At 62.5% G+C, this 26,345-nt stretch carries 19 protein-coding genes and 1 tRNA gene; 19 read left to right on the top strand and 1 reads right to left on the bottom strand.

Annotation, left to right across the window (positions count from 1 at the left end; all coding sequences use genetic code 11):
- Positions 1 to 139 precede the first annotated feature (139 nt).
- From IVB54_RS16380 to IVB54_RS16440, 13 genes are all read left to right on the top strand, one after another.
- Positions 140 to 215, top strand: a tRNA-Trp gene (locus IVB54_RS16380).
- Positions 216 to 448: 233 nt separating this feature from the next.
- Positions 449 to 676, top strand: coding sequence for a hypothetical protein (locus IVB54_RS16385; protein ID WP_198293367.1), 228 nt, complete (start codon positions 449 to 451; stop codon positions 674 to 676).
- 616 nt (positions 677 to 1,292) lie between these two features.
- Complete coding sequence (gene secE, locus IVB54_RS16390) at positions 1,293 to 1,484, top strand: preprotein translocase subunit SecE (protein ID WP_007602984.1); 192 nt, start codon at positions 1,293 to 1,295, stop codon at positions 1,482 to 1,484.
- Entirely contained in the window at positions 1,484 to 2,038 is a 555-nt protein-coding gene (gene nusG / locus IVB54_RS16395) for a transcription termination/antitermination protein NusG (RefSeq protein ID WP_007602985.1), read from the top strand. Before secE ends, nusG begins: the two co-directional genes overlap by 1 nt.
- Before the next feature lie 130 nt (positions 2,039 to 2,168).
- Positions 2,169 to 2,597 (top strand): 50S ribosomal protein L11, encoded by a 429-nt coding sequence (gene rplK / locus IVB54_RS16400; RefSeq protein WP_018456444.1) that lies wholly within the window; start codon positions 2,169 to 2,171, stop codon positions 2,595 to 2,597.
- Between the two features lie 6 nt (positions 2,598 to 2,603).
- Complete coding sequence (gene rplA / locus IVB54_RS16405) at positions 2,604 to 3,296, top strand: 50S ribosomal protein L1 (protein WP_007602988.1); 693 nt, start codon at positions 2,604 to 2,606, stop codon at positions 3,294 to 3,296.
- 90 nt (positions 3,297 to 3,386) lie between these two features.
- A complete protein-coding gene (locus tag IVB54_RS16410; RefSeq protein WP_018456445.1) occupies positions 3,387 to 4,334 on the top strand; it encodes a 2-hydroxyacid dehydrogenase in 948 nt (315 codons plus the stop codon).
- Positions 4,335 to 4,910: 576 nt separating this feature from the next.
- Positions 4,911 to 5,429, top strand: coding sequence for a 50S ribosomal protein L10 (gene rplJ / locus IVB54_RS16415; protein WP_027567495.1), 519 nt, complete (start codon positions 4,911 to 4,913; stop codon positions 5,427 to 5,429).
- 54 nt (positions 5,430 to 5,483) lie between these two features.
- Positions 5,484 to 5,861 (top strand): 50S ribosomal protein L7/L12, encoded by a 378-nt coding sequence (rplL, locus tag IVB54_RS16420; RefSeq protein ID WP_007602994.1) that lies wholly within the window; start codon positions 5,484 to 5,486, stop codon positions 5,859 to 5,861.
- 482 nt (positions 5,862 to 6,343) lie between these two features.
- Entirely contained in the window at positions 6,344 to 10,459 is a 4,116-nt protein-coding gene (rpoB, locus tag IVB54_RS16425; protein ID WP_018456447.1) for a DNA-directed RNA polymerase subunit beta, read from the top strand.
- Between the two features lie 128 nt (positions 10,460 to 10,587).
- A complete protein-coding gene (gene rpoC / locus IVB54_RS16430) occupies positions 10,588 to 14,784 on the top strand; it encodes a DNA-directed RNA polymerase subunit beta' (RefSeq protein ID WP_026233179.1) in 4,197 nt (1,398 codons plus the stop codon).
- A 191-nt stretch (positions 14,785 to 14,975) separates the two neighbouring features.
- Positions 14,976 to 17,036, top strand: a complete 2,061-nt coding sequence (locus tag IVB54_RS16435) for an FAD-dependent oxidoreductase (RefSeq protein ID WP_018456449.1) — start codon at positions 14,976 to 14,978, stop codon at positions 17,034 to 17,036.
- A 132-nt stretch (positions 17,037 to 17,168) separates the two neighbouring features.
- A complete protein-coding gene (locus IVB54_RS16440; RefSeq protein ID WP_247777369.1) occupies positions 17,169 to 19,190 on the top strand; it encodes an ABC transporter ATP-binding protein in 2,022 nt (673 codons plus the stop codon).
- Here the strand turns inward: IVB54_RS16440 and IVB54_RS16445 are convergent.
- A complete protein-coding gene (locus IVB54_RS16445; protein ID WP_247370498.1) occupies positions 19,118 to 20,356 on the bottom strand; it encodes an NAD(P)/FAD-dependent oxidoreductase in 1,239 nt (412 codons plus the stop codon). The two genes, IVB54_RS16440 and IVB54_RS16445, sit on opposite strands and share 73 nt — an antisense overlap.
- A 639-nt stretch (positions 20,357 to 20,995) precedes the next feature.
- On the opposite strand from IVB54_RS16445, the gene rpsL reads away from it, so the two are divergent.
- The 6 genes from rpsL (at position 20,996) to rplC (ending at position 26,345) form a co-directional block, all read left to right on the top strand.
- Entirely contained in the window at positions 20,996 to 21,367 is a 372-nt protein-coding gene (gene rpsL / locus IVB54_RS16450) for a 30S ribosomal protein S12 (RefSeq protein ID WP_007603006.1), read from the top strand.
- A gap of 15 nt (positions 21,368 to 21,382) precedes the next feature.
- The gene (gene rpsG / locus IVB54_RS16455; protein ID WP_007603009.1) at positions 21,383 to 21,853 is read left to right on the top strand and encodes a 30S ribosomal protein S7; all 471 of its coding nucleotides are present in this window, start codon (positions 21,383 to 21,385) and stop codon (positions 21,851 to 21,853) included.
- A gap of 30 nt (positions 21,854 to 21,883) precedes the next feature.
- A complete protein-coding gene (gene fusA / locus IVB54_RS16460; protein WP_026233180.1) occupies positions 21,884 to 23,956 on the top strand; it encodes an elongation factor G in 2,073 nt (690 codons plus the stop codon).
- Positions 23,957 to 23,996: 40 nt separating this feature from the next.
- Positions 23,997 to 25,187 carry an elongation factor Tu gene (gene tuf / locus IVB54_RS16465; RefSeq protein ID WP_018456453.1) on the top strand — a complete coding sequence of 397 codons (1,191 nt, stop codon included), beginning with the start codon at positions 23,997 to 23,999 and terminating at the stop codon, positions 25,185 to 25,187.
- 82 nt (positions 25,188 to 25,269) lie between these two features.
- Positions 25,270 to 25,578, top strand: a complete 309-nt coding sequence (rpsJ, locus tag IVB54_RS16470) for a 30S ribosomal protein S10 (protein ID WP_002712302.1) — start codon at positions 25,270 to 25,272, stop codon at positions 25,576 to 25,578.
- Between the two features lie 53 nt (positions 25,579 to 25,631).
- Entirely contained in the window at positions 25,632 to 26,345 is a 714-nt protein-coding gene (gene rplC, locus IVB54_RS16475) for a 50S ribosomal protein L3 (RefSeq protein ID WP_007603016.1), read from the top strand.

Below are 26,345 nucleotides of genomic sequence, written 5' to 3' on the forward strand. Positions count from 1 at the left end.
GTTCGGAGCGGACTGTGGCCCAGAAGGCGCGGCACAAACAAGCGAAGCCAGCGCGCTTCACCCTTGCAATCCGGCCTTGCAATCCGGCCGCCCCTTGTGCTTCAAAGCGGCCTGATCCGCGCGGCAACGCAGGGTCCGTAGGAGTGTAGCTCAATTGGTAGAGCACCGGTCTCCAAAACCGGGGGTCGCAGGTTCGAGCCCTGCCACTCCTGCCAACCAATCAAACACTTAACTGGGATGTGGGCGATTAGCCGTCGGCTGGATATTGCTGGATGGCGCAGCCCTAGCCGATGATCTGCCGTTTCCAGATCGCCTCCGAAGGGCGATGTCGGCCACGGAATCTGCGCCGGAAGCCACGGCGTCCTCTGCTCCACGATATCGGCGACGAATGCCTCGGCCTGACGCCGAAACGCCCAACCTTGCCGCGAGACAATTCCGTGGGTTGTCCTTGCTGATGGAGAACGACCTCCGCCTCCTGCTCGGCAAAAGGCGGTGGCAATTCGATGGTCAGCGCGCCCAGCTCGAACGCGTTGCTCAGCCCCTCGCGCCAGACGCCTTTGGATCCATTCGCGAGCTGCAGCGCGCAGGCGACGCCGTCGAGTCGAGTGTCACGGTCGCCGCGCCCGAGCTCTCGATGTTGCTTTCGGCGACTGCCGGCGGCGATCCGAGCACGTAGCGCGCGAGGTTGATGATATGGCTGAACACGTGTCGTAGCCGGCTCGCATCGTGCCCGGCAGTTCGGCGGCGGAATTGAAATTCCCGAACGTCGGCAAGACGTCCTGACGTTCGTATTAGTTGAAGAGCTTGTCCTCAGCCATGCCGCGACCCTGCGGCCGACTGGAGGCGGCTATTTCGCCGAGGGCGGAAAGTTCGTTGTGCCGTTGCCGAGCATTTCGACGATCGATCGGGCCGACTGACCTTGAGGGGGTCGCCAAAAGGGGCTGCAGGTGAGGGGGCCCCGGTGGTCTCGTTCTGCGAGGAACCGGCTGAGGCGCTGGGACTGCGCTTTGCAGGCGGCAGATAAGCCCTTGATCGGCCTGATCTCTGGTCGTTCGCCCGCGGAGGTCGTTTTGGGCGCGCGGGCCCTCTCTATCTTGACCTTTGGTCCCATCCGAAGTAGATACCGCGCACTCGCAGCCGGCCCGTTAGACGCGGATTTCCGGCGCGGCTTTGAATCCCCGAACAATCGAGCCCGATTTCCGGCTCATCCTTCGACGAGGGCTGGGCCAACGGCGGCTGTTCGGATCCCTGAAATTCATTCGCGTCTGTCGACGGACGTTGGACATCAAACGATGGCAGTCAGCCCGTTCAAGTTCTTGCAGGAAGTCCGCTCGGAGACCGCCAAGGTCACCTGGCCGACCCGCCGCGAGACCACGATCACCACCATCATGGTGTTCGTCATGGTCGCCGTGGCCTCGATCTTCTTCTTCGCCGCCGACCAGATCATCCGCGTCCTCATCACCTTCCTTCTGGGCATTCACTGATGGCAACAGCAACGGCTCAATTGTCTGACAAGCGCTGGTACATCGTCCACGCCTATTCGAACTTCGAGAAGAAGGTCGCCGAATCGATCCGCGAGCAGGCCAAGCAGCGCGGGCTCGAGGAGCTGTTCGAGCTGGTGCTGGTTCCGACCGAGAAGGTCACGGAAGTGCGCCGCGGCCGCAAGATCGACGCCGAGCGCAAGTTCTTCCCGGGCTACGTGCTGGTGAAGATGAAGCTGACCGACGAGGCGTTTCATCTGATCAAGAACACGCCGAAGGTGACCGGCTTCCTCGGCGCGGAAAACAAGCCGATGCCGATCTCGGAAGCCGAGGCCATGCGCATTCTGCACCAGGTGCAGGAGGGCGTGGAACGGCCGAAGGCGTCGGTGTCGTTCGAGATCGGCGAGAACGTGCGCGTGGCCGATGGCCCGTTTGCCTCGTTCTCGGGTGTGGTCGAGGAAATCGACGAGGCGCGCTCGCGCGTGAAGGTCGCGGTGTCGATCTTCGGCCGCGCCACGCCGGTCGAACTGGAATTCGGTCAGGTCGAGAAGGTCTGATCGGGTAGGCGTGAGGCTTCGGTCTCGCGTAACAAGAGGCCGTGGGAGGGAGAGGGCGGTCGCCAGCCGCCTCCGACCCAGACCACGAACCTGAAACCGCCGGCCCAGGCCGGCCCAACAGGAGTGATACATGGCAAAGAAAGTGACCGGATACCTGAAGCTTCAGGTCCCGGCCGGTGCGGCGAATCCTTCGCCCCCGATCGGTCCCGCGCTCGGTCAGCGCGGTCTCAACATCATGGAGTTCTGCAAGGCGTTCAACGCCCAGACCCAGAAGGAAGAGAAAAACACCCCGATTCCCGTCGTGATTACGATCTACGCCGATCGTTCCTTCACGTTCGAGATGAAGACGCCGCCGATGTCCTTCTTCCTCAAGCAGGCTGCCAAGATCCAGTCCGGCTCCAAGGCGCCGGGCCGTGACAAGGCGGGTGCGGTGACCAAAGCGCAGGTGCGCGAGATCGCCGAGAAGAAGATGAAGGATCTCAATTGCGATTCCATCGAAGCGGCCATGAAGATGGTCGAGGGCTCTGCCCGCTCGATGGGTCTGGAAGTGGCAGGGTAAGCGGTCATGGCAATCGGAAAACGTTTGAACAAAGCCCGCGAAGGTATTGATCGCGAAAAGCTTTACCCGCTCGCAGACGCCATCAAGATGGTCAAGGAACGCGCGAAAGCGAAGTTCGACGAGACCATCGAGGTCGCGATCAATCTCGGCGTCGATCCGCGTCACGCCGACCAGATGGTCCGCGGCGTTGTGACCCTGCCGAACGGCACCGGCCGTACGCTCCGCGTCGGCGTGTTCGCCCGCGGCGCCAAGGCCGACGAGGCCAAGGCTGCCGGAGCCGACGTCGTCGGCGCCGAGGACCTGGTCGAGAAGGTGCAGAACGGCACGATCGATTTCGATCGTTGTATTGCGACCCCCGACATGATGCCGCTGGTCGGTCGTCTCGGTAAGGTGCTGGGCCCGCGCGGCCTGATGCCGAACCCGAAGATCGGCACCGTGACCATGGACGTCACCGGCGCCGTGAAGGGCGCCAAGGGCGGCTCGGTCGAGTTCCGCGTCGAGAAGGCCGGCATCCTGCAGGCTGGCGTCGGCAAGGCCTCGTTCACCGAGGAAAAACTGGTCGAAAACATCAAGGCCTTGGCTGACGCTGTCTCCAAGGCCAAGCCGGCCGGTTCCAAGGGCACCTACATCCAGCGCGTTGCGGTGTCCTCGTCGATGGGCCCCGGCGTGAAGGTCGAGCCGGGCACCATTCTCGGCTAAGGTTTGCAAATGACATGAGGCGAGGGGCGGAATTGGGCAACCGATTCCGCCCCTCGTCGTTTGTGACGGCGTTCACCGGAAACAAGAACAATGACTGACAAGGTCCTGATCTACTCGCGCTTTCCCAAGACGATGATGGCGCGCTTCGCCGAGCGGTTCGAGCTGCTCGACACCGGCGGCAAGCCGGCGCGGGAGATGTTTTCGGCCGACGCGCTCGGCGATATCCGTGCAGTGCTCACCGCCGGCGGAACGCCGCTGGGCGCGGAGGCGATGGACCTGTTTCCCAAGCTCGGTGCCATCGTCTGCTACGGCACCGGCTATGACGGTGTTGACCTGAAGGCCGCTGCTGCCCGCAATATTGCGGTCGGACATAGCCCGGGTGCCAATGCGGCCTCCGTCGCCGACATCGCGATGACCCTGATGCTCGCGGCGACGCGGCGAATCCTGGTGGCCGACCAGTACGTCCGAAGCGGCGATTGGGCCGCGTCAAAGCCCTCGCCGATGATGCGCCCGCAGGCCGGGATGCCGGGCCGCCGCATCGGGGTCTACGGCATGGGCGAGATCGGCCGCAAGATCGCAGCGCGCTGCGCGTCCTTCGAGAGCGAGATCGGCTATTTCAGCCGCAGCAGGTACGATCTGCCCTATCAATATTTCCCGACCTTGGAGGCGCTGGCCGACTGGTGCAGCGTGCTGATGATCGCGGTCCGGGCAGGAGCCGAGACCCAGCATGCCGTCAGCGCCGATATCCTCAAGCGCCTCGGGGCGGACGGCTATGTCGTCAACATCTCCCGCGGCTCGGTGATCGATGAGAAAGCCCTGGTGCTGGCGCTCACCCAGAAGACCATCGCTGGAGCCGGTCTCGATGTCTATGACAAGGAACCGCACGCTCCTGACGCGCTGACGGCACTGCCCAACGTCGTGTTCTCCCCCCATATTGGCGGCCACACCCTGGAATCGCACGTCGCCATGCAGAACTGCGTGCTGGCGAACCTGACCGCGTTTTTCGAGGGCAAGAAGTTGCCTTACGCGGTCAAATGAGCGGAAACCGGCCCTTTTCGGCCATGGTTAAGCGCGAGCGGCAACGGATTGGAACTGGTGTGAATTTTGCTCTTGGCAAGCAGGCCCCGAGCGGTTAAAGAACCGCTTCCGGACGTGCCGGCCTCGGCTGGCGCGTTCGTGCACGCATTCCGAAAACAAGCGATGGAGATCATTCCTTTCAGGGCGTCCGTGAGGATTTGCTGGAAAGGGAGGGAAAACCGTCGGGTGTGGGGTGCGGGCAGAGGTCGGGCGGTTCGCCGGCTGACCTTGTCCTGTCCAAGACTGCAGGCGCCCGCGGGGAATTCCGATTTCTCAACGGCTTAATCGCATGGCCTGCATAGACGGGTGAAGACCGGATTTCACTTCGTGGCCACCTTAGGGTCGGTTGCGGAATGGGTTTGGTTCGGACCTCGACACGCCGTGGGCTCTAACGGGCTCTCGGAGGGCAGGCTTTGAATTGTCGTCTTGCCCGGCGTGTCCGATGGGTTTGGCCCTGAGGTTCAGGTTTGGGCGGGACGATGGGTGCAACCCGGCGGTCCCGCTTTCGCGATGACCGCCAACCGGAAAGAGCTTGCTGTGGAACGAGCGGCAAAAAAGGAAGCGGTCGAACAGCTCAATGGGGTCTTCAAGACCACGAGCGTCGCGGTCGTTGCCCAATATTCCGGCCTGACCGTTGCCCAGATGCAGAAGCTGCGCTCGCAGATGAAGCAGGCTGGCGCCTCGGTGAAGGTCTCGAAGAACCGTCTCGCCAAAATTGCTCTTGAAGGCACTGACGTCGTTGCCATCGGCCCCATGCTGAAGGGACCGACCGTGATCGCCACTTCGGACGATCCGGTAGCGGCGCCAAAGGTCGCCGTCGAATTCGCCAAGGCGAACGAAAAGTTCGTCATCATTGGCGGCTCGATGGGAACGACCGTCCTGAATGTCGACGGCGTGAAGGCACTTGCCTCGCTGCCGTCGCTTGACGAACTGCGCGCCAAGATCGTCGGCCTGCTTGTGGCCCCGGCGACCAAGATCGCTCAGCTCGCCAACGCGCCCGCGGGCAAGCTCGCGCGTGTCATTCAGGCTTATGCCTCAAAGGGCGAAGCGGCCTGACGCCCTTCGCAAAACTCAAACCCGAACCAGACTTACATTCAAGGAAACTGAACAATGGCTGACCTGCAGAAGATCGTTGACGACCTCTCGAGCCTCACCGTGCTCGAAGCTGCCGAACTCGCGAAGCTCCTCGAAGAGAAGTGGGGCGTTTCGGCTGCCGCGGCTGTCGCCGTGGCCGGCCCGGCTGGTGGTGGCGCCGCCGCCGCTCCGGCCGAAGAGAAAACCGAGTTCACGGTCGTTCTTGCCGCTGCCGGCGACAAGAAGATCGAGGTCATCAAGGAAGTCCGCGCCATCACCGGCCTGGGCCTGAAGGAAGCAAAGGACCTCGTCGAGGGCGCGCCGAAGCCTGTCAAGGAAGGCGTGAACAAGGACGAAGCCGAGAAGCTCAAGGCCCAGCTCGAGAAGGCTGGCGCGAAGGTCGAGCTCAAGTAAGCAGCGCTTACTGACACGAGATCCCGGTCAGCATCATCGCAACCGGGGTCTCGGTCCGCTCCCTGAAAGGGCGGGCCAGATGCAAAAGGCGTGCGACGGAACGACCCGACGCAGGCCGAACACGAAAAAGTGTGGGGATTTGAGGGTTTGTCCCTCGAATCTGCACTAATGTCGCCCCATATCGGGTCGGCAGCACGAAAGCGCGGTGGGCAGGGATGCCGCATTCCCTGTAAGCCGTTGGGAGAGCAAGCTATTTCGGGCTTTTGCAGTCCGTGAAGAGGTTGGTTGTGACGGGCGGGCGCGCTCCTGCGCCCCGCGCGTCGTTTTGCGTTTTGAAGGTCTGAAGAACAGATTCAGGACATTCCTACCTGAAACTGAGTCTCCGGCCCCCAAGACGGGTTCGAAAAATTCAACCCGGGGAGCGGCGGTCGCCGCGTTCCGGAGGGCGCGCCCAAATCGGGCGACGAAAATGAGAGGCCACGATGGCGCAGCAGACATTCACCGGTCGCAAACGCGTTCGCAAGTTCTTCGGACACATCAAGGAAGTCGCCGAGATGCCGAACCTCATCGAGGTTCAGAAGGCGTCCTATGACCAGTTCCTGATGGTCGACGAGCCCCAGGGCGGTCGATCGGACGAGGGCTTGCAGGCGGTGTTCCGCTCGGTGTTCCCGATCTCCGACTTCTCGGGCACCTCGATGCTGGAATTCGTCCGCTACGAGTTCGAGCCGCCGAAATACGACGTCGACGAGTGCCGCCAGCGCGGCATGACCTTCGCGGCCCCCCTCAAGGTGACGCTACGCCTCATCGTGTTCGATATCGACGAGGAAACCGGCGCGAAGTCGGTCAAGGACATCAAGGAGCAGGACGTCTACATGGGCGACATCCCGCTCATGACGATGAACGGCACCTTCATCGTCAACGGCACCGAGCGCGTCATCGTCTCGCAGATGCACCGTTCGCCGGGCGTGTTCTTCGACCACGACAAGGGCAAGACCCATTCGTCGGGCAAGCTGCTGTTCGCCGCTCGCGTGATCCCATATCGCGGCTCCTGGCTCGACATCGAGTTCGACGCCAAGGACATCGTCTATGCGCGTATCGACCGTCGCCGCAAGCTTCCGGTGACGTCGCTGATGTTCGCGCTTGGTCTCGACGGCGAGGCGATCCTCAGCACCTTCTACAAGAAGATCCAGTACAAGCGGATCAAGGAAGGCTGGCGCGTTCCGTTCGACGCCAATCGTTTCCGCGGCTACTCGACCATCAACGACCTGATCGACGCCGATACCGGCAAGGTCGTGCTCGAAGCCGGCAAGAAGCTCACCGTGCGCGGTGCGCGTCAGATGCAGGAGAAGGGGCTGAAGGCGCTGCGCCTCTCGGATGCTGAGCTCGTCGGCAACTACATCGCCGAGGACCTCGTCAATCCCAAGACCGGCGAGATCCACGCGGAAGCCGGTGAAGAGATCACCGACAAGTCGATCAAGGTTCTCAACGAGCACGGCTACAAGGAGCTGCCGCTGCTCGACATCGACCACGTCAATGTCGGCGCCTACATCCGCAACACCCTCGCGGCCGACAAGAACATGACGCGCGAGGACGCGCTGTTCGACATCTACCGCGTGATGCGTCCCGGCGAGCCGCCGACGCTGGATTCGGCGCAGGCAATGTTCCAGTCACTGTTCTTCGACGCCGAGCGCTACGACCTCTCGGCGGTCGGTCGCGTCAAGATGAACATGCGCCTCGACCTCGATGCGCCCGACACCCAACGCACGCTCCGCAAGGAAGACATCCTCTCCGTCATCAAGACGCTGGTGGATTTGCGCGACGGCAAGGGCGAGATCGACGACATCGACCATCTCGGCAATCGCCGTGTGCGTTCGGTCGGCGAGCTCATGGAGAACCAGTACCGCATCGGCTTGCTCCGCATGGAGCGCGCGATCAAGGAGCGCATGTCTTCGGTCGACATCGACACGGTCATGCCGCAGGACCTGATCAACGCCAAGCCGGCGGCCGCCGCCGTGCGCGAGTTCTTCGGCTCCTCGCAGCTCTCGCAGTTCATGGACCAGACCAACCCGCTGTCGGAGATCACCCACAAGCGCCGCCTGTCGGCACTTGGACCGGGCGGTCTGACCCGCGAGCGCGCCGGCTTCGAGGTCCGCGACGTGCATCCGACGCATTACGGCCGCATCTGCCCGATCGAGACGCCGGAAGGTCCGAACATCGGCCTGATCAACTCGCTCGCGACCTTCGCGCGCGTGAACAAGTACGGCTTCGTCGAGACGCCTTACCGCAAGGTCAAGGACGGCCGCGTCACCGACGAGGTCGTGTACCTCTCGGCGATGGAAGAGGGCCGCTACACGGTCGCGCAGGCCAACGTGCCGCTCGATCCGAAGGGCCGCTTCACCGAAGATCTCGTGGTCTGCCGTCACGCCGGCGAAGTCTTGCCGGTCACCCCGGACAAGGTCGACTACATGGACGTGTCGCCGAAGCAGCTCGTTTCGGTCGCGGCCGCGCTGATCCCGTTCCTCGAGAACGACGACGCCAACCGCGCGCTGATGGGCTCGAACATGCAGCGCCAGGCGGTGCCGCTGGTTCGCGCCGAAGCGCCGTTCGTCGGCACCGGCATGGAAGGCGTGGTTGCGCGTGACTCGGGTGCTGCGATCGCGGCGCGCCGTTCGGGCGTGATCGACCAGATCGACGCCACCCGCGTCGTGATCCGCGCCACGGAAGATCTCGATCCGACCAAGTCGGGCGTCGATATCTACCGGCTGATGAAGTACCAGCGCTCCAACCAGTCGACCTGCATCAACCAGCGTCCGCTGGTGAAGGTCGGCGACATTGTCAAGAAGGGCGACATCATCGCCGACGGTCCGTCGACCGATCTCGGCGAGCTCGCGCTCGGCCGGAACGTGCTCGTCGCGTTCATGCCGTGGAACGGCTACAACTTCGAAGACTCGATCCTGCTCTCCGAGCGGATCGTGAAGGAAGACGTGTTTACCTCAATTCATATCGAAGAATTCGAGGTAATGGCCCGCGACACCAAGCTCGGACCCGAGGAAATCACCCGCGACATTCCGAACGTCTCGGAAGAAGCGCTGAAGAACCTCGACGAAGCCGGCATCGTGTACATCGGCGCGGAAGTACGCGCCGGTGACATCCTGGTCGGCAAGATCACGCCGAAGGGCGAAAGCCCGATGACGCCGGAAGAAAAGCTCCTGCGCGCCATCTTCGGCGAGAAGGCTTCCGACGTCCGCGACACCTCGCTGCGCGTTCCTCCGGGCGTGCAGGGCACCATCGTCGAAGTGCGCGTGTTCAACCGGCACGGCGTCGACAAGGACGAGCGTGCGCTGGCGATCGAGCGGGAAGAGATCGAGCGTCTGGCCAAGGACCGCGACGACGAGCAGGCGATCCTGGACCGCAACGTCTACAACCGTCTTGCCGAGCTGCTCGAAGGACGGCAGGGCATCGCCGGTCCGAAGGGCTTCAAGAAGGACACCAAGATCACCCGTGCGGTGCTCGAGGAGTACCCGAAGTCGCAGTGGTGGCTGTTCGCTTCGCCGAACGACAAGCTGATGGCCGAGATCGAGGCCATGCGGAAGCAGTACGACGAGTCGAAGAAGGGGCTGGAACAGCGCTTCCTCGACAAGGTCGAAAAGCTTCAGCGCGGTGACGAATTGCCGCCCGGCGTGATGAAGATGGTCAAGGTCTTCGTCGCGGTGAAGCGCAAGATCCAGCCCGGCGACAAGATGGCCGGCCGCCACGGCAACAAGGGCGTGGTGTCGAAGATCGTGCCGATCGAGGACATGCCGTTCCTCGAAGACGGTACGCATGCCGACATCGTGCTCAATCCGCTCGGCGTGCCATCGCGCATGAACGTCGGACAGATCCTCGAGACCCATCTCGGCTGGGCCTGTGCCGGCCTCGGCAAGCGTATCGGCCAGACGGTCGATGCCTATTTGTCGAAGCAGGACATCCGGCCGCTGAAGGAAACCTTGAAGAAGGTCTACGGCGAGGACGAGACGATCAAGTCGCTCAACGACAACGAGTTGATCGAGCTCGGCCACAATCTGAGCCGCGGCGTTCCGATCGCGACGCCGGTGTTCGACGGCGCCAAGGAAGCCGACATCGAGGAGATGCTGAAGCTTGCCGGTCTGGACGCTTCGGGCCAGTCGACCGTCTATGACGGCCGCACCGGCGACGCCTTCGACCGCAAGGTGACGGTGGGCTACATCTACATGCTCAAGCTGCACCATCTCGTCGACGACAAGATCCACGCGCGTTCGATCGGTCCGTACTCGCTCGTTACCCAGCAGCCGCTGGGCGGCAAGGCGCAGTTCGGCGGTCAGCGCTTCGGCGAAATGGAAGTGTGGGCGCTCGAGGCTTACGGCGCGGCGTACACGCTCCAGGAGATGCTGACCGTGAAGTCGGACGACGTCGCCGGCCGTACCAAGGTGTACGAGGCGATCGTGCGTGGCGACGACACCTTCGAGGCCGGTATTCCGGAATCGTTCAACGTGCTGGTCAAGGAAATGCGCTCGCTCGGCCTCAACGTCGATCTGCACAATTCCAAGGTCGGACCGGGGACGGCGGAAGCGGCCGAGTAATACGACCCTCATGCCCGGCCTGAATGGCCGGGCATCGGCGCCCAGTCCTGGAATCGCGAGGGCAGGGCGCCCCGCATAGTGATTTTCGAATTTGCTGCCGGAGGCGACCGGCACGCGAGGAGAAGACGATGAACCAAGAAATTATGAATCTCTTTAATCCGACGACGCCGGCTCAGGTCTTCGACCAGATCCGGATCTCGATCGCGAGCCCCGAGAAGATTCTGTCCTGGTCGTACGGCGAGATCAAGAAGCCGGAAACCATCAACTACCGTACCTTCAAGCCCGAGCGCGACGGCCTGTTCTGCGCCCGCATCTTCGGGCCGATCAAGGACTACGAGTGCTTGTGCGGCAAGTACAAGCGCATGAAGTACAAGGGCATCATCTGCGAGAAGTGCTCGGTCGAGGTCACGCTGTCGCGCGTCCGGCGCGAGCGCATGGGCCATATCGAGCTCGCGGCCCCCGTCGCCCACATCTGGTTCCTGAAGTCGCTGCCCTCGCGCATCGGCCTCCTGCTCGACATGACGTTGAAGGATCTCGAGCGGATCCTCTATTTCGAATATTACGTCGTGCTCGAGCCGGGCCTCACCGCGCTGAAGGACCGTCAGCTCTTGTCGGAAGACGAGTATCTGAAGGCGCAGGACGAATACGGCCAGGATTCCTTTACCGCCATGATCGGCGCGGAAGCGATTCGCGAGCTGCTCAAGGGCATGGACCTCGAGAAGCTCGAGCTGACCTTGCGTGCGGAGATGCAGGAGACCGACTCCGACATCAAGCACAAGAAGCTCGCCAAGCGCCTGAAGATCGTGGAAGCGTTCCGCCACTCCGGCAACAAGCCGGAATGGATGATCATGACGGTGGTTCCGGTGATTCCGCCGGACCTGCGTCCGCTGGTGCCGCTGGATGGCGGCCGCTTCGCGACCTCGGACCTCAACGATCTCTACCGCCGCGTCATCAACCGCAACAACCGCCTGAAGCGGCTGATGGAGCTGCGCGCGCCGGACATCATCATCCGCAACGAGAAGCGCATGCTTCAGGAGGCTGTCGACGCGCTGTTCGACAACGGCCGCCGTGGCCGCGTCATCACCGGTGCCAACAAGCGTCCGCTGAAGTCGCTCGCCGACATGCTCAAGGGCAAGCAGGGCCGGTTCCGTCAGAACCTGCTCGGCAAGCGCGTCGACTATTCGGGCCGTTCGGTGATCGTGGTCGGTCCCGAGCTGCGCCTGCATCAGTGCGGTCTGCCGAAGAAGATGGCGCTCGAACTGTTCAAGCCGTTCATCTACTCGCGGCTTGACGCCAAGGGCCTGTCCACCACCGTGAAGCAGGCCAAGAAGCTGGTCGAGAAGGAGCGGCCCGAGGTCTGGGACATCCTGGACGAGGTCATCCGCGAGCATCCCGTGCTGCTCAACCGCGCACCGACGCTGCATCGCCTCGGCATCCAGGCGTTCGAGCCCGTGCTGATCGAGGGCAAGGCGATCCAGCTCCACCCGCTGGTCTGCGCCGCGTTCAACGCCGACTTCGACGGCGACCAGATGGCCGTGCACGTTCCGCTGTCGCTGGAAGCGCAGCTGGAAGCGCGCGTCCTGATGATGTCGACCAACAACATCCTGCATCCGGCGAACGGCCAGCCGATCATCGTGCCGTCGCAGGACATCGTGCTCGGTCTCTACTACGTCTCCATCATGCGCGAAGGCCTGCCCGGCGAGGGCAAGATCTTCGGCGAGATGGCGGAGCTCGAGCACGCGCTGCACGCGAAGGTCATCCACCTCCACACCAAGATCAAGTACCGGTGGGAAGGCATCGACGAGACCGGCAAGATCTCCAGGCGCTGGATCGAGACCACCGCCGGCCGCGTCATGCTGGGCAATTTGCTGCCGAAGAACCCGCGCGTTCCGTACGAGATCATCAACAAGCTGATGACCAAGCGCGAGATCTCCGGCGTCATCGACCAGGTCTACCGCCACTGCGGCCAGAAGGAGACGGTGATCTTCTGCGACCGCATCATGGCGCTCGGCTTCTACAACGCGTTCAAGGCCGGCATCTCGTTCGGCAAGGACGACATGGTCGTGCCGCACTCCAAGTGGAAGATCGTCGACGCTACCCGTACGCTGGCGAAGGATTTCGAGCAGCAGTACAACGACGGTCTGATTACCCATGGCGAGAAGTACAACAAGGTCGTCGACGCCTGGTCGAAGGCCACGGAAGAAATCGCCAAGGCGATGATGAAGGAGATCTCCTCGACCAAGAAGACGGCGAGTGGGGCGGATGCCGACATCAACTCGATCTACATGATGGCTCACTCCGGTGCCCGCGGTTCGCCGGCCCAGATGCGCCAGCTCGCCGGCATGCGCGGCCTGATGGCCAAGCCGTCGGGCGAGATCATCGAGACGCCGATCATCTCGAACTTCAAGGAAGGCCTCTCGGTGCTCGAGTACTTCAACTCGACCCACGGCGCCCGCAAGGGCCTCGCGGACACCGCGTTGAAGACCGCGAACTCCGGCTATCTGACCCGTCGTCTCGTCGACGTCGCGCAGGATTGCATCATCACGCAGGACGATTGCGGCACCAAGCTCGGCATCAAGATGCGCGCCATCGTCGATGCCGGCACCGTGGTCGCTTCGCTCGGCTCGCGCATCCTCGGACGCACGGCCTGCGAAGACGTGCGTGACAGCACGGGCAAGGTGATCTTCAAGCGCGGTACGCTGATGGAAGAGAGCCATCTGGATGCCATCCATCAGGGCGGCGTCCAGGAGGTGAAGATCCGCTCGGCGCTGACCTGCGAGCTCGTCAACGGCATCTGCGGCAAGTGCTACGGCCGCGATCTCGCTCGCGGCACGCCGGTCAACCACGGCGAAGCGGTCGGGGTCATCGCGGCCCAGTCGATCGGCGAGCCGGGCACCCAGCTCACCATGCGCACCTTCCACATCGGCGGTGCGGCGCAGCTGAACGAGCAATCTTTCGTCGAATCCAACTTCGACGGCAAGATCGTGATCAGGAACAAGGCCATCGCCCGCAATAGCGAAGGCCACCTGGTCGCGATGGTTCGCAACATGGTGATCGCGATCGTCGATGCCGACGGCACCGAGCGTGCGACGCACCGTATTCAGTACGGTTCGCGCCTGCACGTCGACGAGGGCGACATGGTCAAGCGTGGCCAGCGTATCGTGGAATGGGATCCCTACACCCGTCCGCTCCTCACCGAGGTCGAAGGTACTATCGGCTTCGAGGATCTGGTCGAGGGACAGTCGATCTCGGAAACGCTCGACGAGGCCACCGGTATTGCCAAGCGCGTGGTCATCGACTGGCGCTCGATGCGCGGCGGCGGGGACCTGCGTCCCGCCATCGTGATCAAGGGCAAGGACGGCAAGGTGCTCAAGCTCGCCCGTGGCGGCGATGCCCGCTACATGCTGTCGGTCGATGCCATTCTGTCGGTCGATGTCGGCGCCAAGGTCCAGGCGGGCGACATTCTCGCCCGTGTCTCGACCGAAAGCGCCAAGACGCGCGACATCACCGGCGGTCTGCCGCGGGTGGCGGAACTGTTCGAGGCTCGGCGTCCGAAGGATGCGGCGATCATCGCCGAAATCGCGGGCACCATCCGGTTTGGGCGCGACTATAAGAACAAGCGTCGCATCTCGATCGAGCCGATGGACAAGACCGAAGAGGCGCGCGAGTACCTGATCCCGAAGGGCAAGCACATCCACCTTCAGGACGGCGACGTCGTCGAAAAGGGCGACTTCATCGTGGAAGGCAACCCGGCGCCGCACGACATTCTGGCGGTCAAGGGCATCGAGGAACTCGCGGCCTATCTGGTCAACGAGATCCAGGAGGTCTACCGGCTCCAGGGCGTGCTCATCAACGACAAGCACATCGAGGTGATCGTCCGTCAGATGCTCCAGAAGGTGGAAGTCACCGACCAGGGCGACACGGACATGATCTCGGGCGAGCAGATCGACAAGATCGAGTTCGACCAGATCAACGCGAAGGCCAAGGAAGAGGGCAAGAAGATCGCCACGGGGACGCCGGTTCTGCTCGGCATCACCAAGGCGAGCCTTCAGACCCGCTCCTTCTTCTCGGCGGCCTCGTTCCAGGAGACCACCCGCGTCCTCACGGAAGCGGCGGTCAACGGCAAGGTCGATCCGCTCGAAGGCCTCAAGGAGAACGTCATCGTCGGCCGGCTGATTCCGGCAGGCACCGGCGCCTCCATGGCGAAGATCCGCGAAGTCGCTGTGAAGCGCGACAAGATGATCCTCGACGAGCGCGAGAAGCAGGCGGCGGTCGTGCCGCCGGCGCCGGAAGTGGAGCCGATGGCGCTGCCACCTGCGGAATGATCGTTCATCCGTAGGAATACCGAGGACACTGAAAAGGCCGGCGAAAGCCGGCCTTTTTGCTGCTTTGTTTCCCTGTTGCGGTGCAGGATCAACCTTTGTTCATCTTTCCTTCAGGCGCAAAAGCGCTTCTGCTAGGAGAGCTTAGACCGGTGGTCCCGTGAAGGGGGCGGGCCGGAGACCACGGAATTCTCATGCTTGATCTCGCAATCGTAGGCGGCGGCCCCGGCGGGCTGATGAGCGCTTGGTATCTGAAGCGCAAGCTTGGCGACCTCTGCCGCGTCACCATCTACGAGGCATCCGACCGGCTCGGCGGCAAGATCGTCACGCGCAAATTCGATTCCGCGCCCGCGATGTACGAGGCCGGCGTTGCCGAGATCTACGACTACTCGATGACCGGGCCGGATCCGTTGCGCGAGTTGATCCAGCATTTCGGCCTGCAGACCATTCCGATGGATGCCGAGCAGGTGCAGTTCGGCGGTGAGCTCCTCAACGACGTCGCGGGCATGCGCCGCAAATACGGTGCCAAGACCGCAGCCGCAATCGAGGCGTTCCGTAAGCGCTGCGCCGAGGCGATGACGCCGATCGAGTACTACGAGGGTGTCGGCGCGCACGACAACGAGAATCCCTGGGCCTACAAGACCGCCGAACAGGTCCTCGACGAGGAGGTCGAGGACGAGACCGCAAAGCGATTCTTCAAGGTGATGGCGCGCTCGGACCTCGCGACCGAGAGCCACAACACCAACGGGCTCAACGCGCTCAAGAACTACCTGATGGATGTCGACGGCTATATCGGCCTCTATTCCATCCAGAACGGCAACGAGCAGCTCATCGAGTGCCTCCAGTCGGAGGTCAATGCCGACATCCAGCTCAATCACCGAATCCTCACGGTCGGCAAGGCGCCGACCGGCCGCTATCAACTCAAGATGATGAACGGCAAGGGGCCGGAGACGCGCGACTTCGACCTTGTGCTGGTCTGTCTGCCGCATTCCTGGCTTGGGACCGTCGGCTGGGAAGGCGAACAGCTCCGCAAGTCGATGGTCAAGCACGTCGCGTACTTCGACCGTCCTGCGCACTATTTGCGTGTCTCGATCCTGTTCGACACGCCGTTCTGGGGCGACAAGATCGCCGGCGCCTGGTTCATGTCGGAAGCCTTTGGCGGTTGCTGCGTCTATAACGAGGGCGCCCGCCATGATGTGGGCAAGCACGGCGTGCTGAACTGGCTGATTCCGGGCTCCGATGCGCTGGCCTTTGCGAATCTCTCCGACCGGGAGCTGATCGATGCCGCGCTGAAATCGCTTCCGGCATCGCTCGGCGATGCACGCGCGCATTTCATGGAAGGCAAGATCCACCGCTGGCTGTCCTCGGTGAACGCGATTCCGGGCGGCTTGCCCGTGCGCGACGTCATGACCAACCACCGGCCCGAGCCGAAGGAACATCCCGGAATCGTGGTGGTCGGCGACTATCTGTTCGACTCGACGCTGAACGGCCTGCTCGATTCCTCGGACGCGGCGACCGACATCATCTTGACCGAGATGATGCGCTTGCGCCGCGAGCGTTCGCAGGACGACAAGCCGCTCTCGGACAAGATCGATCGTGCCTATTTTGACAATTATCGCGGCCAGGGCCCCTACAGCGAGGTGTGGCAACACTTCACGGATCCCGACTATCTCACAAAACTGATCGGCATCGTCTGGGGCAAGGCCAAAGGCACGAAGCTCTTGATCGCGGGCTCGGCCAGCGGCGAGCTTGTCGGCGCGCTACGTGATCGCGGCATCGATGCCTTCGGTATCGAGAACAACCGCACCATTCACGCCAGAACGCCGAAGGCGCTGAGGAAGTACAACAAGCTCGGTTCGATCACCGACATGCCGTTCAAGGATGGTGCGTTCGACTTCGTGTTCGAGACCAGCCTCTGCCATGTTTCCCCGAAGCAGGTGGTCCGTGCGATCAGGGAGCTGAACCGTGTGGTCAAGACCGGGCTCGTGTTCGGCTCGATCACCTCGGACATGGCGCCGGCACTGATCGACCGCTACGACCTTCTGCGCGGCGTCAAGAAGCTCGGCACCTGGTGGGAATGGTCCGAACTGTTCTTCGGCAACGGCTTCGAGCTGTCGATGCACCGCAAGGACTGCACGGACGCGCTCTGGGAGACGACGCTCGCCGCCAACAAGGGACCGGGCCAGTGGTACGCCGACGCCGATTCCTTGCGCTATTCCTTTTTCGACAAGGTCGAGGATGAGGAAGACGACTAGCCGCCTGAAGCGGGCGCCTTCGCCAATTGTTTTGCCGAATTCATCTTGATCGCATAGAATCGATGCAGTAGCGGTTGGCGCTATTTCCTGCTTTCTCTGCGGTCATGCCGGCCGTCAGCATCGGTTGGTTTCATGGCGTCCAAGCCCCTCCCGCCCGACAAACAGAAGCTCGCCGCGGAAGAGGCGGCCGAGCTCGACGACAAGCTTGTCCCTACCGCCAAGCCGGACCTTGAAGACGACGAGGACGATGAAGACGAGGAGGATGGCGGGCTGGAGCTCGATGACGACGATGAGGACGAGGACCTCGTCGTCTTTACCGCGCGCGAGGCCGCCGGCGCGCTCGCGACCATCCTGGGTTTCGTCAAACCCTTCCTGTTAAACTACAAGCAGATGCTGTCCTTCGTGGCGTTCGGCGTCTTCGTCGAGACGCTCTTCAACGTCATCATGCCGCTCAGCCTGAAGTACCTGATCGACGACGCGCTCGGCGAGGAGGATTTTCAGGCGCTGTACAAGATCCTCGGCGTGCTCGCGGTCGCGGGCATATTCACCTCGATCGTCGCGGTCTGGTACGAGCGCTGGGATGCGCGGCTCGCGGCGTGCATCATTTCCGACGTCCGCAAACGGCTGTTCGAGCACGTCCAGGACCTGCCGGCGGCCTATTTCGGCCGCACCAAGCGCGGCGAGATCCTGTCGCGCTTCTCAGTCGACCTCGCGGCCTTCGAGGGTTCGGTCAAGACCTTCGCCAACAGCGCGGCATTGCCGTTCCTGGAGCTGATCGCGGGCATCATCCTGATGGTGTTCCTGAACTGGCAGCTCGCGGCGGTTGCGCTGCTGGTGTTCCCGATCACGCTGATCGGTCCCCGCATGCTGACGCCGAAGGCTGTCCAGGCGAATTACGAGCAGAAGCTCAATGAATCTGCGCTGCTCGGCATGGTGCAGGAGAACGTGGCGGCGCAGGCCGTGATCAAGGCGTTCAGCCTGCAACGCCGGATGTTCGGCTTCTTCAAATTCCGCAACGACGAGACGCGAAACAGGATGGCCTCGGCGGCGTTCCTGTCGACCATGGTGGAGCGGACGGTCACCATCTCGGTGCTGCTCTTGCATCTCGTCGTGCTCGCGATCGGCGCATATCTGGCGACGAAGGGGCAGATTACCATCGGCACCTTCGTCACCTTCGAGAGTGCGTTCTGGGAGGTGTCCTACAACATCGCCCATGTGATGCATTTCATCCCCGTGTCGATCTCCGCGGCAGCCGCGATCCGTCATATGCAGGAGTTGCTCGACGAGCCCACGCGCAGCGCCGATCGTGCCGGCGCGCCCGATCTGCCCCGCATCACCAACGACATCACCTTCGACCACGTGACGTTCCAGTACGAAGGCAGCCAGACGCCAGTGCTGGACAATCTCAGCCTCAAGCTCAATGTCGGCAAGCGCATTGCCATCGTCGGTCCGTCCGGCTCCGGCAAGAGCACGCTGCTGAATCTGATCCTGCGGCTCTATGTGCCGGACGAGGGGCGCGTCACCATCGACGGCGTCGACGTCCGCAAGGTGACGCTGGACTCCCTGCGCCGGAGCATGGCTGTGGTGTTCCAGGAGAATATGCTGTTCAACATGTCGATCCGGGAGAACATTCGGCTCGGCAAGGAGGGCGCGACCGATGAGGAGGTGGAGGAGGCGGCCAAGAAAGCCGAGATCCACCGTTACATCATGAGCCTGCCGCAACGATACGACACGCCGGTGGGCGAGCGCGGCGATACCTTGTCGGGCGGCCAGCGCCAGCGCATCGCGATCGCGCGCGCGGTCATCCGTAATCCTTCCGTGCTGCTGCTCGACGAAGCCACTTCGGCGCTCGACCAGACCACGGAAGCTGCGATCAACCGCACGCTGCTGAAGGTCGCCAAGGGCCGCACCATGATCTGGTCAACCCACCGCCTGACCTCGGTGGTCGAGATGGACGAGATCATCGTGATTTCAGGGGGCAGGGCGATCGAGCGCGGCTCGCATGCCGAGCTGCTCGCCAAGAACGGCACCTATCGCAAGCTGTGGAACGACCAGATCCACCAACCGCATGGCGCGCCGGCTCACGTCGACGAGGACAGCGACGAAGACGACGAGGATGAAGACGACCTCGACGAGGACGATGAGGAGGAGTGACCGAGGAAGTTCGGCTCCAGATCGAAGGCTGCTCCAAGCGGCCGCAATAGTCCCTGAACCGACCAGGCAATGAAGCGTGCCCAGCGCTGCGCCGTCCAATAAGGGCTTGTCGCAATGGAGACTGAGCGGAAATCGAAGGCCTTCGCGGCCGACCAATCGTCGCACTCCCGCTTGACCGGGTCTGCGTAGAAGGCGGCGATCTTGCTTGTATCCATCCCGTCGGAGGCCAGCCACTGCGGGATATAGACGTTGCAGAGCCGCTCGACGTCGGTGAAGACCTTGTCGCACCCGGTGCCGGCGGCCGGGCAGGAGGTCGAGAAGGCATCGCCCACCAGCACGAGACCCGGCTGGACGCTGGCATCGTTCACATAGAGATCGACCGGACGGATTTTCAGCTCACTGGGAATGTCGAATGGTCCGGTGATGTGCTTGAGCCGTGGCAGCGCAGCGTTCAACGTCTCGGCCGGCGCGCGGCGCAGCTCACGCAGCCAGGGATCGTCGAAGCTGCGATAGACGAACAGATTGGCGCGCATCCGCGTCCCGATCGGAAAAAGCGTGAGGTAGGGGATGCGGTCGCTCGGCCGTTCCGAGAAATAGGTCAGCGCAGGGAAGTCGAACGAGTCCCGTCCCGCGGGCACCACGTCGAACCCGATCGAAATCGAATGGCAGGCACTGACGACTTTTCGGGCGATTCCCAGCTGGTGGCGCAGGCCGACATTGAGTCCGTTGGCGAGCACGACCAGCCGGGCGGAGACCATCGCGTCGTTGGAGAGAGTGACCTTCTGCCGCTCCGCACTCGTCTCGACCGAGACAGCCTTGGCGCAGATGCGCTCGACGCCGGCAGGAATTTCGTCGCGGACAGCGTTGACGAGGGAATCGTAGAGGATGTTGAACTGCCGGCTCGGCGCCTTGTCGAGAAGGCGGCCGAAGCGCGCGATCCAGTTCTCACCCACAAAGGTCGCGCGGTGCAACACCGATTCGGCGATTCCCGTCTGCAGGAATCGCCCGACCTGCACGTGACCGCTGAGTTTTTCGACCCGAAAGTCCGCCGAATAGCTCTCATGCGGATCGATCAGGATGGTCGAAATGCCGCTACGGCCGAGCATCGCGGCGGCGGTCGAGCCGGACAATCCCCCGCCGATAATGGCAATGTCGGTGTGCCGCATGGCGCTAATCTCTGCCCAAGGCGGCACATTGGCGCTCCAACAGGAAAGAAAGCCTTAGCCAATGGTTATAAAAGTATATTTAGCCCGGGTATAAATAGGTTTCGAGGTGGCGGACGCGCTCTTCGTTTCCATCTCTCGAAGGCGCAGCGAGCGGCCCAAGAAGCGATTTCGGCAGGTGCGGGAAGCGCTTCTGACTGACGTTTCGCCTTGACTTGACCGACTCCCACTTATAGAACCCCCTCACTTAACGACAGGCGGTGAGCATCGCCAACGTCGGAACGGGCCACCTGTTTGATCCCCTGGGATCACCAAGACAGGCACCAACCTCGACGAATGCCGCTCAAACGCTGTCGATCATAGCTAGGCAATGCCAGTGCGATTTTAGTTCTCTTGAGCATGTTCTCTCGAGATCGAATTCGGATGCATGACCTCGGTGCGCGGGCCGCAGCTTCAAGCTGACCGGTTCAACTACCGCGGTCCTCTGTGGCGTCGAAGCGCTTTCCGCCCGTTGACGGGTGGTTGGCGCGATTTCGCTTTGTGCGGATTGTTCCGCGGAAGGCGGCCTCGTCGGGCGGGTAGCTCGAAAGAATTTGCGGACCCGGTGACGGGCCGCGGCAGAACACAAAGGGTAATGCCAGGATGCCGACGATCAACCAGCTGATCGCTCAACCGCGGGAAGTGCAGAAGTCGCGCAAGAAGGTGCCGGCGCTGCAGCAGTCGCCGCAGAAGCGCGGTGTTTGCACACGCGTTTACACCACGACCCCGAAGAAGCCGAACTCGGCGCTTCGTAAGGTTGCCAAGGTGCGCCTGACCAACGGCTTCGAGGTGATCGGCTACATCCCCGGTGAGGGCCATAACCTCCAGGAGCACTCGGTGGTCATGATCCGCGGCGGTCGCGTCAAGGACTTGCCCGGCGTGCGCTACCACATCCTCCGCGGCGTTCTGGATACCCAGGGCGTCAAGAACCGTAAGCAGCGCCGTTCGAAGTACGGCGCCAAGCGTCCGAAGTAAGCGGGAACCAGGTCCATGTCTCGTCGCCATTCTGCCGAAAAGCGCGAAGTCCTTCCCGATCCGAAGTTCGGGAATATCATCGTCACGAAGTTCATGAATTCGGTAATGTACGCCGGAAAGAAGTCGGTCGCCGAAGGCATCGTCTACGGCGCGTTCGGCCTCATTGAAAGCAAGACAAAGCAGAACCCGCTCGGCGTGTTCGAGCAGGCGCTCGAGAACGTCATGCCGACGATTGAAGTGCGCTCCCGCCGCGTCGGTGGCGCGACCTATCAGGTTCCGGTCGAAGTTCGCTCGGTGCGCCGTCAGGCGCTGGGCATTCGCTGGCTGATCTCGGCTGCGCGCGATCGCAACGAGAAGACGATGACCGAGCGGCTCTCTGCGGAGCTCCTGGATGCGTCGAACAACCGGGGTAACGCCGTCAAGAAGCGCGAAGACGTGCACCGGATGGCGGAAGCCAACCGCGCCTTCTCGCACTATCGCTGGTAACGGCGACACACGGAATCTAAGGAACACTCCATGCCCCGCGTTCATGCCATAGAGAATTACCGCAACTTCGGTATCATGGCGCATATCGATGCCGGCAAGACCACGACCACCGAGCGCATTCTCTATTACACCGGCAAGAGCCACAAAATCGGCGAAGTGCACGAAGGTGCCGCGACGATGGACTGGATGGAGCAGGAGCAGGAGCGCGGCATTACGATTACGTCGGCCGCGACCACCGCGTTCTGGGAAGGCAAGCGTCTCAACATCATCGACACTCCCGGCCACGTCGACTTCACCATCGAAGTCGAGCGCAGCCTGCGCGTGCTCGACGGCGCCGTGTGCGTGCTCGACTCGAACCAGGGCGTCGAGCCCCAGACCGAGACGGTCTGGCGCCAGGGCGACAAGTACAAAGTTCCGCGCATCGTCTTCGCCAACAAGATGGATAAGACCGGCGCTGACTTCTACAAGTGCATGCAGGACATCGTCGACCGCCTCGGCGCAAAGCCGATCGCGATCCAGCTTCCGATCGGCTCCGAGAACAACTTCAAGGGCCTGGTCGACCTCGTTCGCATGAAGGGCGTGGTCTGGGAAGAAGAGAAGCTCGACGCCAAGTTCGTGGACATCGATATTCCCGAGGACATGGTCGAGAAGGCCAAGGAATATCGCGAGAAGTTGTTGGAAGCCGCCGTCGAGCTCGACGACGAAGTTCTCGCCGCTTACCTCGACGGCAAGGAGCCCGATGAGCCGACGTTGAAGCGCTTGATCCGCAAGGCCGTGCTGACTGGCGCGTTCTTCCCGGTATTGTGCGGCTCGGCGTTCAAGAACAAGGGCGTGCAGCCTCTGCTCGACGCAGTCGTGGATTATCTGCCGTCGCCGGTTGACGTGCCCGCCATCAAGGGCGTCGATGAAGACGGCAACGAGGTCGTTCGCCTGCCGGACGATAAGGAGCCGCTGGCTCTGTTGGCCTTCAAGATCATGGACGACCCGTTCGTCGGCACCATCACCTTCTGCCGCATCTATTCCGGCACGCTGCTGTCGGGCACCGGCGTCATCAATTCGACGCGCGACCGCAAGGAGCGCATCGGCCGCATGTTGCTGATGCATGCGAACAACCGCGAAGACATCAAGGAAGCCTATGCCGGCGACATCGTCGCACTGGCTGGCCTGAAGGAAGCGCGCACCGGTGACACGCTGTGCGATCCCGACAAGGCGGTGATCCTCGAAAAGATGGAATTCCCCGAGCCCGTCATCGAGATCGCGATCGAGCCTAAGTCCAAGGCCGACCAGGAAAAGCTGGGCGTGGCGCTGGCGAAGCTCGCCGCGGAGGATCCGTCCTTCCGCGTGTCGACCGATCAGGAGTCCGGCCAGACCATCCTCAAGGGCATGGGCGAGCTCCATCTCGACATCAAGGTCGACATTCTCCGCCGCACCTACAAGGTCGATGCCAACATCGGCGCGCCGCAGGTGGCGTTCCGTGAGCGCGTCACCAAGAGGTCCGAAGTCAAGTACACCCACAAGAAGCAGACCGGCGGTACCGGACAGTTCGCGGAAGTGTCGATCATCGTGGAGCCGAACGAGCCCGGCAAGGGCTACGAGTTCGAGTCCAAGGTCGTCGGCGGTGCGGTGCCGAAGGAATACATCCCCGGCGTCGAGAAGGGCATCAACAGCGTGCTGAGTTCCGGCGTGGTCGCGGGCTTCCCCGTGGTCGACGTCAAGGTTCAGCTCGTCGACGGCAAGTATCACGACGTCGATTCGTCGGCGCTCGCCTTCGAAATCGCATCGCGTGCTGCATTCCGCGAAGCCTTGCAGAAGGGCAAGTCCGTCCTGCTCGAGCCGATCATGAAGGTCGAAGTGGTGACCCCGGAAGATTACACCGGCTCCGTCATCGGCGACCTGAATTCGCGGCGCGGTCAGATCCAGGGTCAGGACATGCGCGGCAACGCCAACGTCATCAACGCGATGGTGCCGCTCATGAACATGTTCGGTTACGTGAATAACCTGCGCTCGATGAGCCAGGGTCGCGCAACCTTCACCATGCAGTTCGACCACTACGCAGAAGCGCCGGCCAACGTGTCGGCAGAAGTCCAGAAGAAGTTTGCCTGATTGTCGTCGGTCTCGAACTGACGATTGAACGGAGAGTCAAATGGCCAAAGCAAAGTTTGAACGTAACAAGCCGCACTGCAACATCGGCACCATCGGTCACGTCGACCATGGCAAGACGTCGCTGACCGCGGCGATCACCAAGGTCCTCGCCGAAGCCGGCGGCGCGACGTTCACCGCGTACGACCAGATCGACAAGGCGCCGGAAGAGAAGGCGCGCGGCATCACGATCTCGACGGCGCACGTCGAATACGAGACCAAGAACCGCCACTACGCGCACGTCGACTGCCCCGGCCACGCCGACTACGTGAAGAACATGATCACCGGCGCCGCCCAGATGGACGGTGCGATCCTGGTCGTGTCGGCCGCCGACGGTCCGATGCCGCAGACCCGCGAGCACATCCTGCTCGCCCGCCAGGTCGGCGTTCCCGCGCTCGTCGTGTTCCTCAACAAGTGCGACATGGTCGACGATCCGGAACTGCTCGAGCTCGTCGAGCTCGAGGTCCGCGAGCTGCTCTCGAAGTACGAATTCCCGGGCGACACCATCCCGATCATCAAGGGCTCGGCGCTTGCCGCCCTCGAAGATTCCGATAAGACGCTCGGCCATGACGCCATCCTCGAGCTGATGAAGCAGGTCGACGCTTACATTCCGCAGCCGGAGCGTCCGGTCGATCTGCCGTTCCTGATGCCGGTTGAAGACGTGTTCTCGATCTCGGGCCGCGGCACCGTCGTGACCGGCCGTGTCGAGCGCGGTATCGTCAAGGTCGGCGAGGAAATCGAGATCGTCGGTCTGCGCGCCACGCAGAAGACCACGGTCACCGGTGTCGAAATGTTCCGCAAGCTGCTGGATCAAGGCCAGGCCGGCGACAACATCGGTGCGCTGCTTCGCGGTACCAAGCGCGAGGACGTCGAGCGCGGCCAGGTGCTGTGCAAGCCGGGTTCGGTCAAGCCGCACACCAAGTTCAAGGCTGAGGCCTACATCCTCACCAAGGAAGAGGGCGGCCGCCACACTCCCTTCTTCACCAACTACCGTCCGCAGTTCTACTTCCGCACCACCGACGTGACCGGTGTCGTGCATCTGCCGGAAGGCACCGAGATGGTGATGCCGGGCGACAACATCGCGATGGAAGTGCACCTGATCGTGCCGATCGCGATGGAAGAGAAGCTCCGCTTCGCGATCCGCGAAGGTGGCCGCACCGTCGGCGCCGGCGTCGTCGCCTCGATCATCGAGTAATTACGAGAATAGGGATCGGCGAATAGCGAATGTGACATTCGCTATTCGCTATTCGCCACCCCATTGAAGAAAGACCACGGCAATGAACGGCCAAAACATTCGCATCCGTCTCAAGGCGTTCGACCATCGTATCCTCGATACGTCGACCCGCGAGATCGTGAACACGGCGAAGCGCACCGGCGCGCAGGTCCGCGGACCCATTCCGCTGCCCACCCGCATCGAGAAGTTCACCGTCAACCGTTCGCCGCACGTCGACAAGAAGAGCCGCGAGCAGTTCGAGATGCGCACTCACAAGCGCCTGCTCGACATCGTCGATCCGACCCCGCAGACCGTCGATGCTTTGATGAAGCTCGACTTGGCCGCCGGTGTCGACGTCGAGATCAAGCTCTAAGATTTTTGGATCACGTTCGCCACTAGCGGACAGAAAGAACAGGAAGCACGCCGATGCGCTCCGGAGTGATCGCACAAAAGGTCGGGATGACGCGGGTCTTTACAGAGGCCGGCGAACATATCCCCGTGACCGTGCTGAAGCTCGGCAATTGCCAGGTCGTAGGCCACCGCACCGAAGAGAAAAACGGTTATGTCGCGCTCCAGCTTGGTTCTGGCAGCCGCAAGACCGTGTACATGCCCAAGGCGGAGCGCGGCCAGTTCGCGGTCGCGAAGGTCGAGCCGAAGCGGCAGGTCGAGGAATTCCGCGTCTCCGCGGATCAGATGATCCCCGTCGGTGCCGAGATCCTGGCCGACCACTTTGTCGTCGGTCAGTTCGTCGACGTCACCGGTACTTCGGTCGGTAAGGGTTTTGCCGGCGGTATGAAGCGCTGGAACTTCGGCGGTCTGCGCGCCACTCACGGCGTCTCGGTCTCGCACCGTTCGATCGGTTCGACCGGTGGCCGTCAGGACCCGGGCAAGACCTGGAAGAACAAGAAGATGCCCGGTCACATGGGCGTCGACCGCATCACCACGCTCAACCTTCGGGTCGTCCAGCTCGATGTCGAACGCGGTCTGATCCTCGTCGAAGGCGCCGTTCCCGGCTCCAAGGGCGGCTGGATCCGCGTGCGCGACGCCGTCAAGAAGCCGCTGCCTAAGGAAGCTCCGAAGCCCGGCAAGTTCAAGGTTGCTGGCGAAGCGGACGCTGCTCCGGCTGCGCAGGAGGCGTGA

The sequence above is a fragment of the Bradyrhizobium sp. CW1 genome (assembly GCF_023100665.1).
Classification (GTDB): Bacteria; Pseudomonadota; Alphaproteobacteria; order Rhizobiales; family Xanthobacteraceae; genus Bradyrhizobium; species Bradyrhizobium canariense_D.

Coding starts and splice junctions, on each gene's coding strand:
- rplK (WP_018456444.1), top strand. CDS start 2,169: ATGGCAAAGAAAGTGACCGGATACCTGAAGCTTCAGGTCCCGGCCGGT.
- rpsG (WP_007603009.1), top strand. CDS start 21,383: ATGTCTCGTCGCCATTCTGCCGAAAAGCGCGAAGTCCTTCCCGATCCG.
- rpoC (WP_026233179.1), top strand. CDS start 10,588: ATGAACCAAGAAATTATGAATCTCTTTAATCCGACGACGCCGGCTCAG.
- secE (WP_007602984.1), top strand. CDS start 1,293: ATGGCAGTCAGCCCGTTCAAGTTCTTGCAGGAAGTCCGCTCGGAGACC.
- IVB54_RS16440 (WP_247777369.1), top strand. CDS start 17,169: ATGGCGTCCAAGCCCCTCCCGCCCGACAAACAGAAGCTCGCCGCGGAA.
- IVB54_RS16445 (WP_247370498.1), bottom strand. CDS start 20,356: ATGCGGCACACCGACATTGCCATTATCGGCGGGGGATTGTCCGGCTCG.
- rplA (WP_007602988.1), top strand. CDS start 2,604: ATGGCAATCGGAAAACGTTTGAACAAAGCCCGCGAAGGTATTGATCGC.
- fusA (WP_026233180.1), top strand. CDS start 21,884: ATGCCCCGCGTTCATGCCATAGAGAATTACCGCAACTTCGGTATCATG.
- tuf (WP_018456453.1), top strand. CDS start 23,997: ATGGCCAAAGCAAAGTTTGAACGTAACAAGCCGCACTGCAACATCGGC.
- nusG (WP_007602985.1), top strand. CDS start 1,484: ATGGCAACAGCAACGGCTCAATTGTCTGACAAGCGCTGGTACATCGTC.
- IVB54_RS16410 (WP_018456445.1), top strand. CDS start 3,387: ATGACTGACAAGGTCCTGATCTACTCGCGCTTTCCCAAGACGATGATG.
- rpsL (WP_007603006.1), top strand. CDS start 20,996: ATGCCGACGATCAACCAGCTGATCGCTCAACCGCGGGAAGTGCAGAAG.
- IVB54_RS16435 (WP_018456449.1), top strand. CDS start 14,976: ATGCTTGATCTCGCAATCGTAGGCGGCGGCCCCGGCGGGCTGATGAGC.
- rplC (WP_007603016.1), top strand. CDS start 25,632: ATGCGCTCCGGAGTGATCGCACAAAAGGTCGGGATGACGCGGGTCTTT.
- rpsJ (WP_002712302.1), top strand. CDS start 25,270: ATGAACGGCCAAAACATTCGCATCCGTCTCAAGGCGTTCGACCATCGT.
- rplL (WP_007602994.1), top strand. CDS start 5,484: ATGGCTGACCTGCAGAAGATCGTTGACGACCTCTCGAGCCTCACCGTG.
- rpoB (WP_018456447.1), top strand. CDS start 6,344: ATGGCGCAGCAGACATTCACCGGTCGCAAACGCGTTCGCAAGTTCTTC.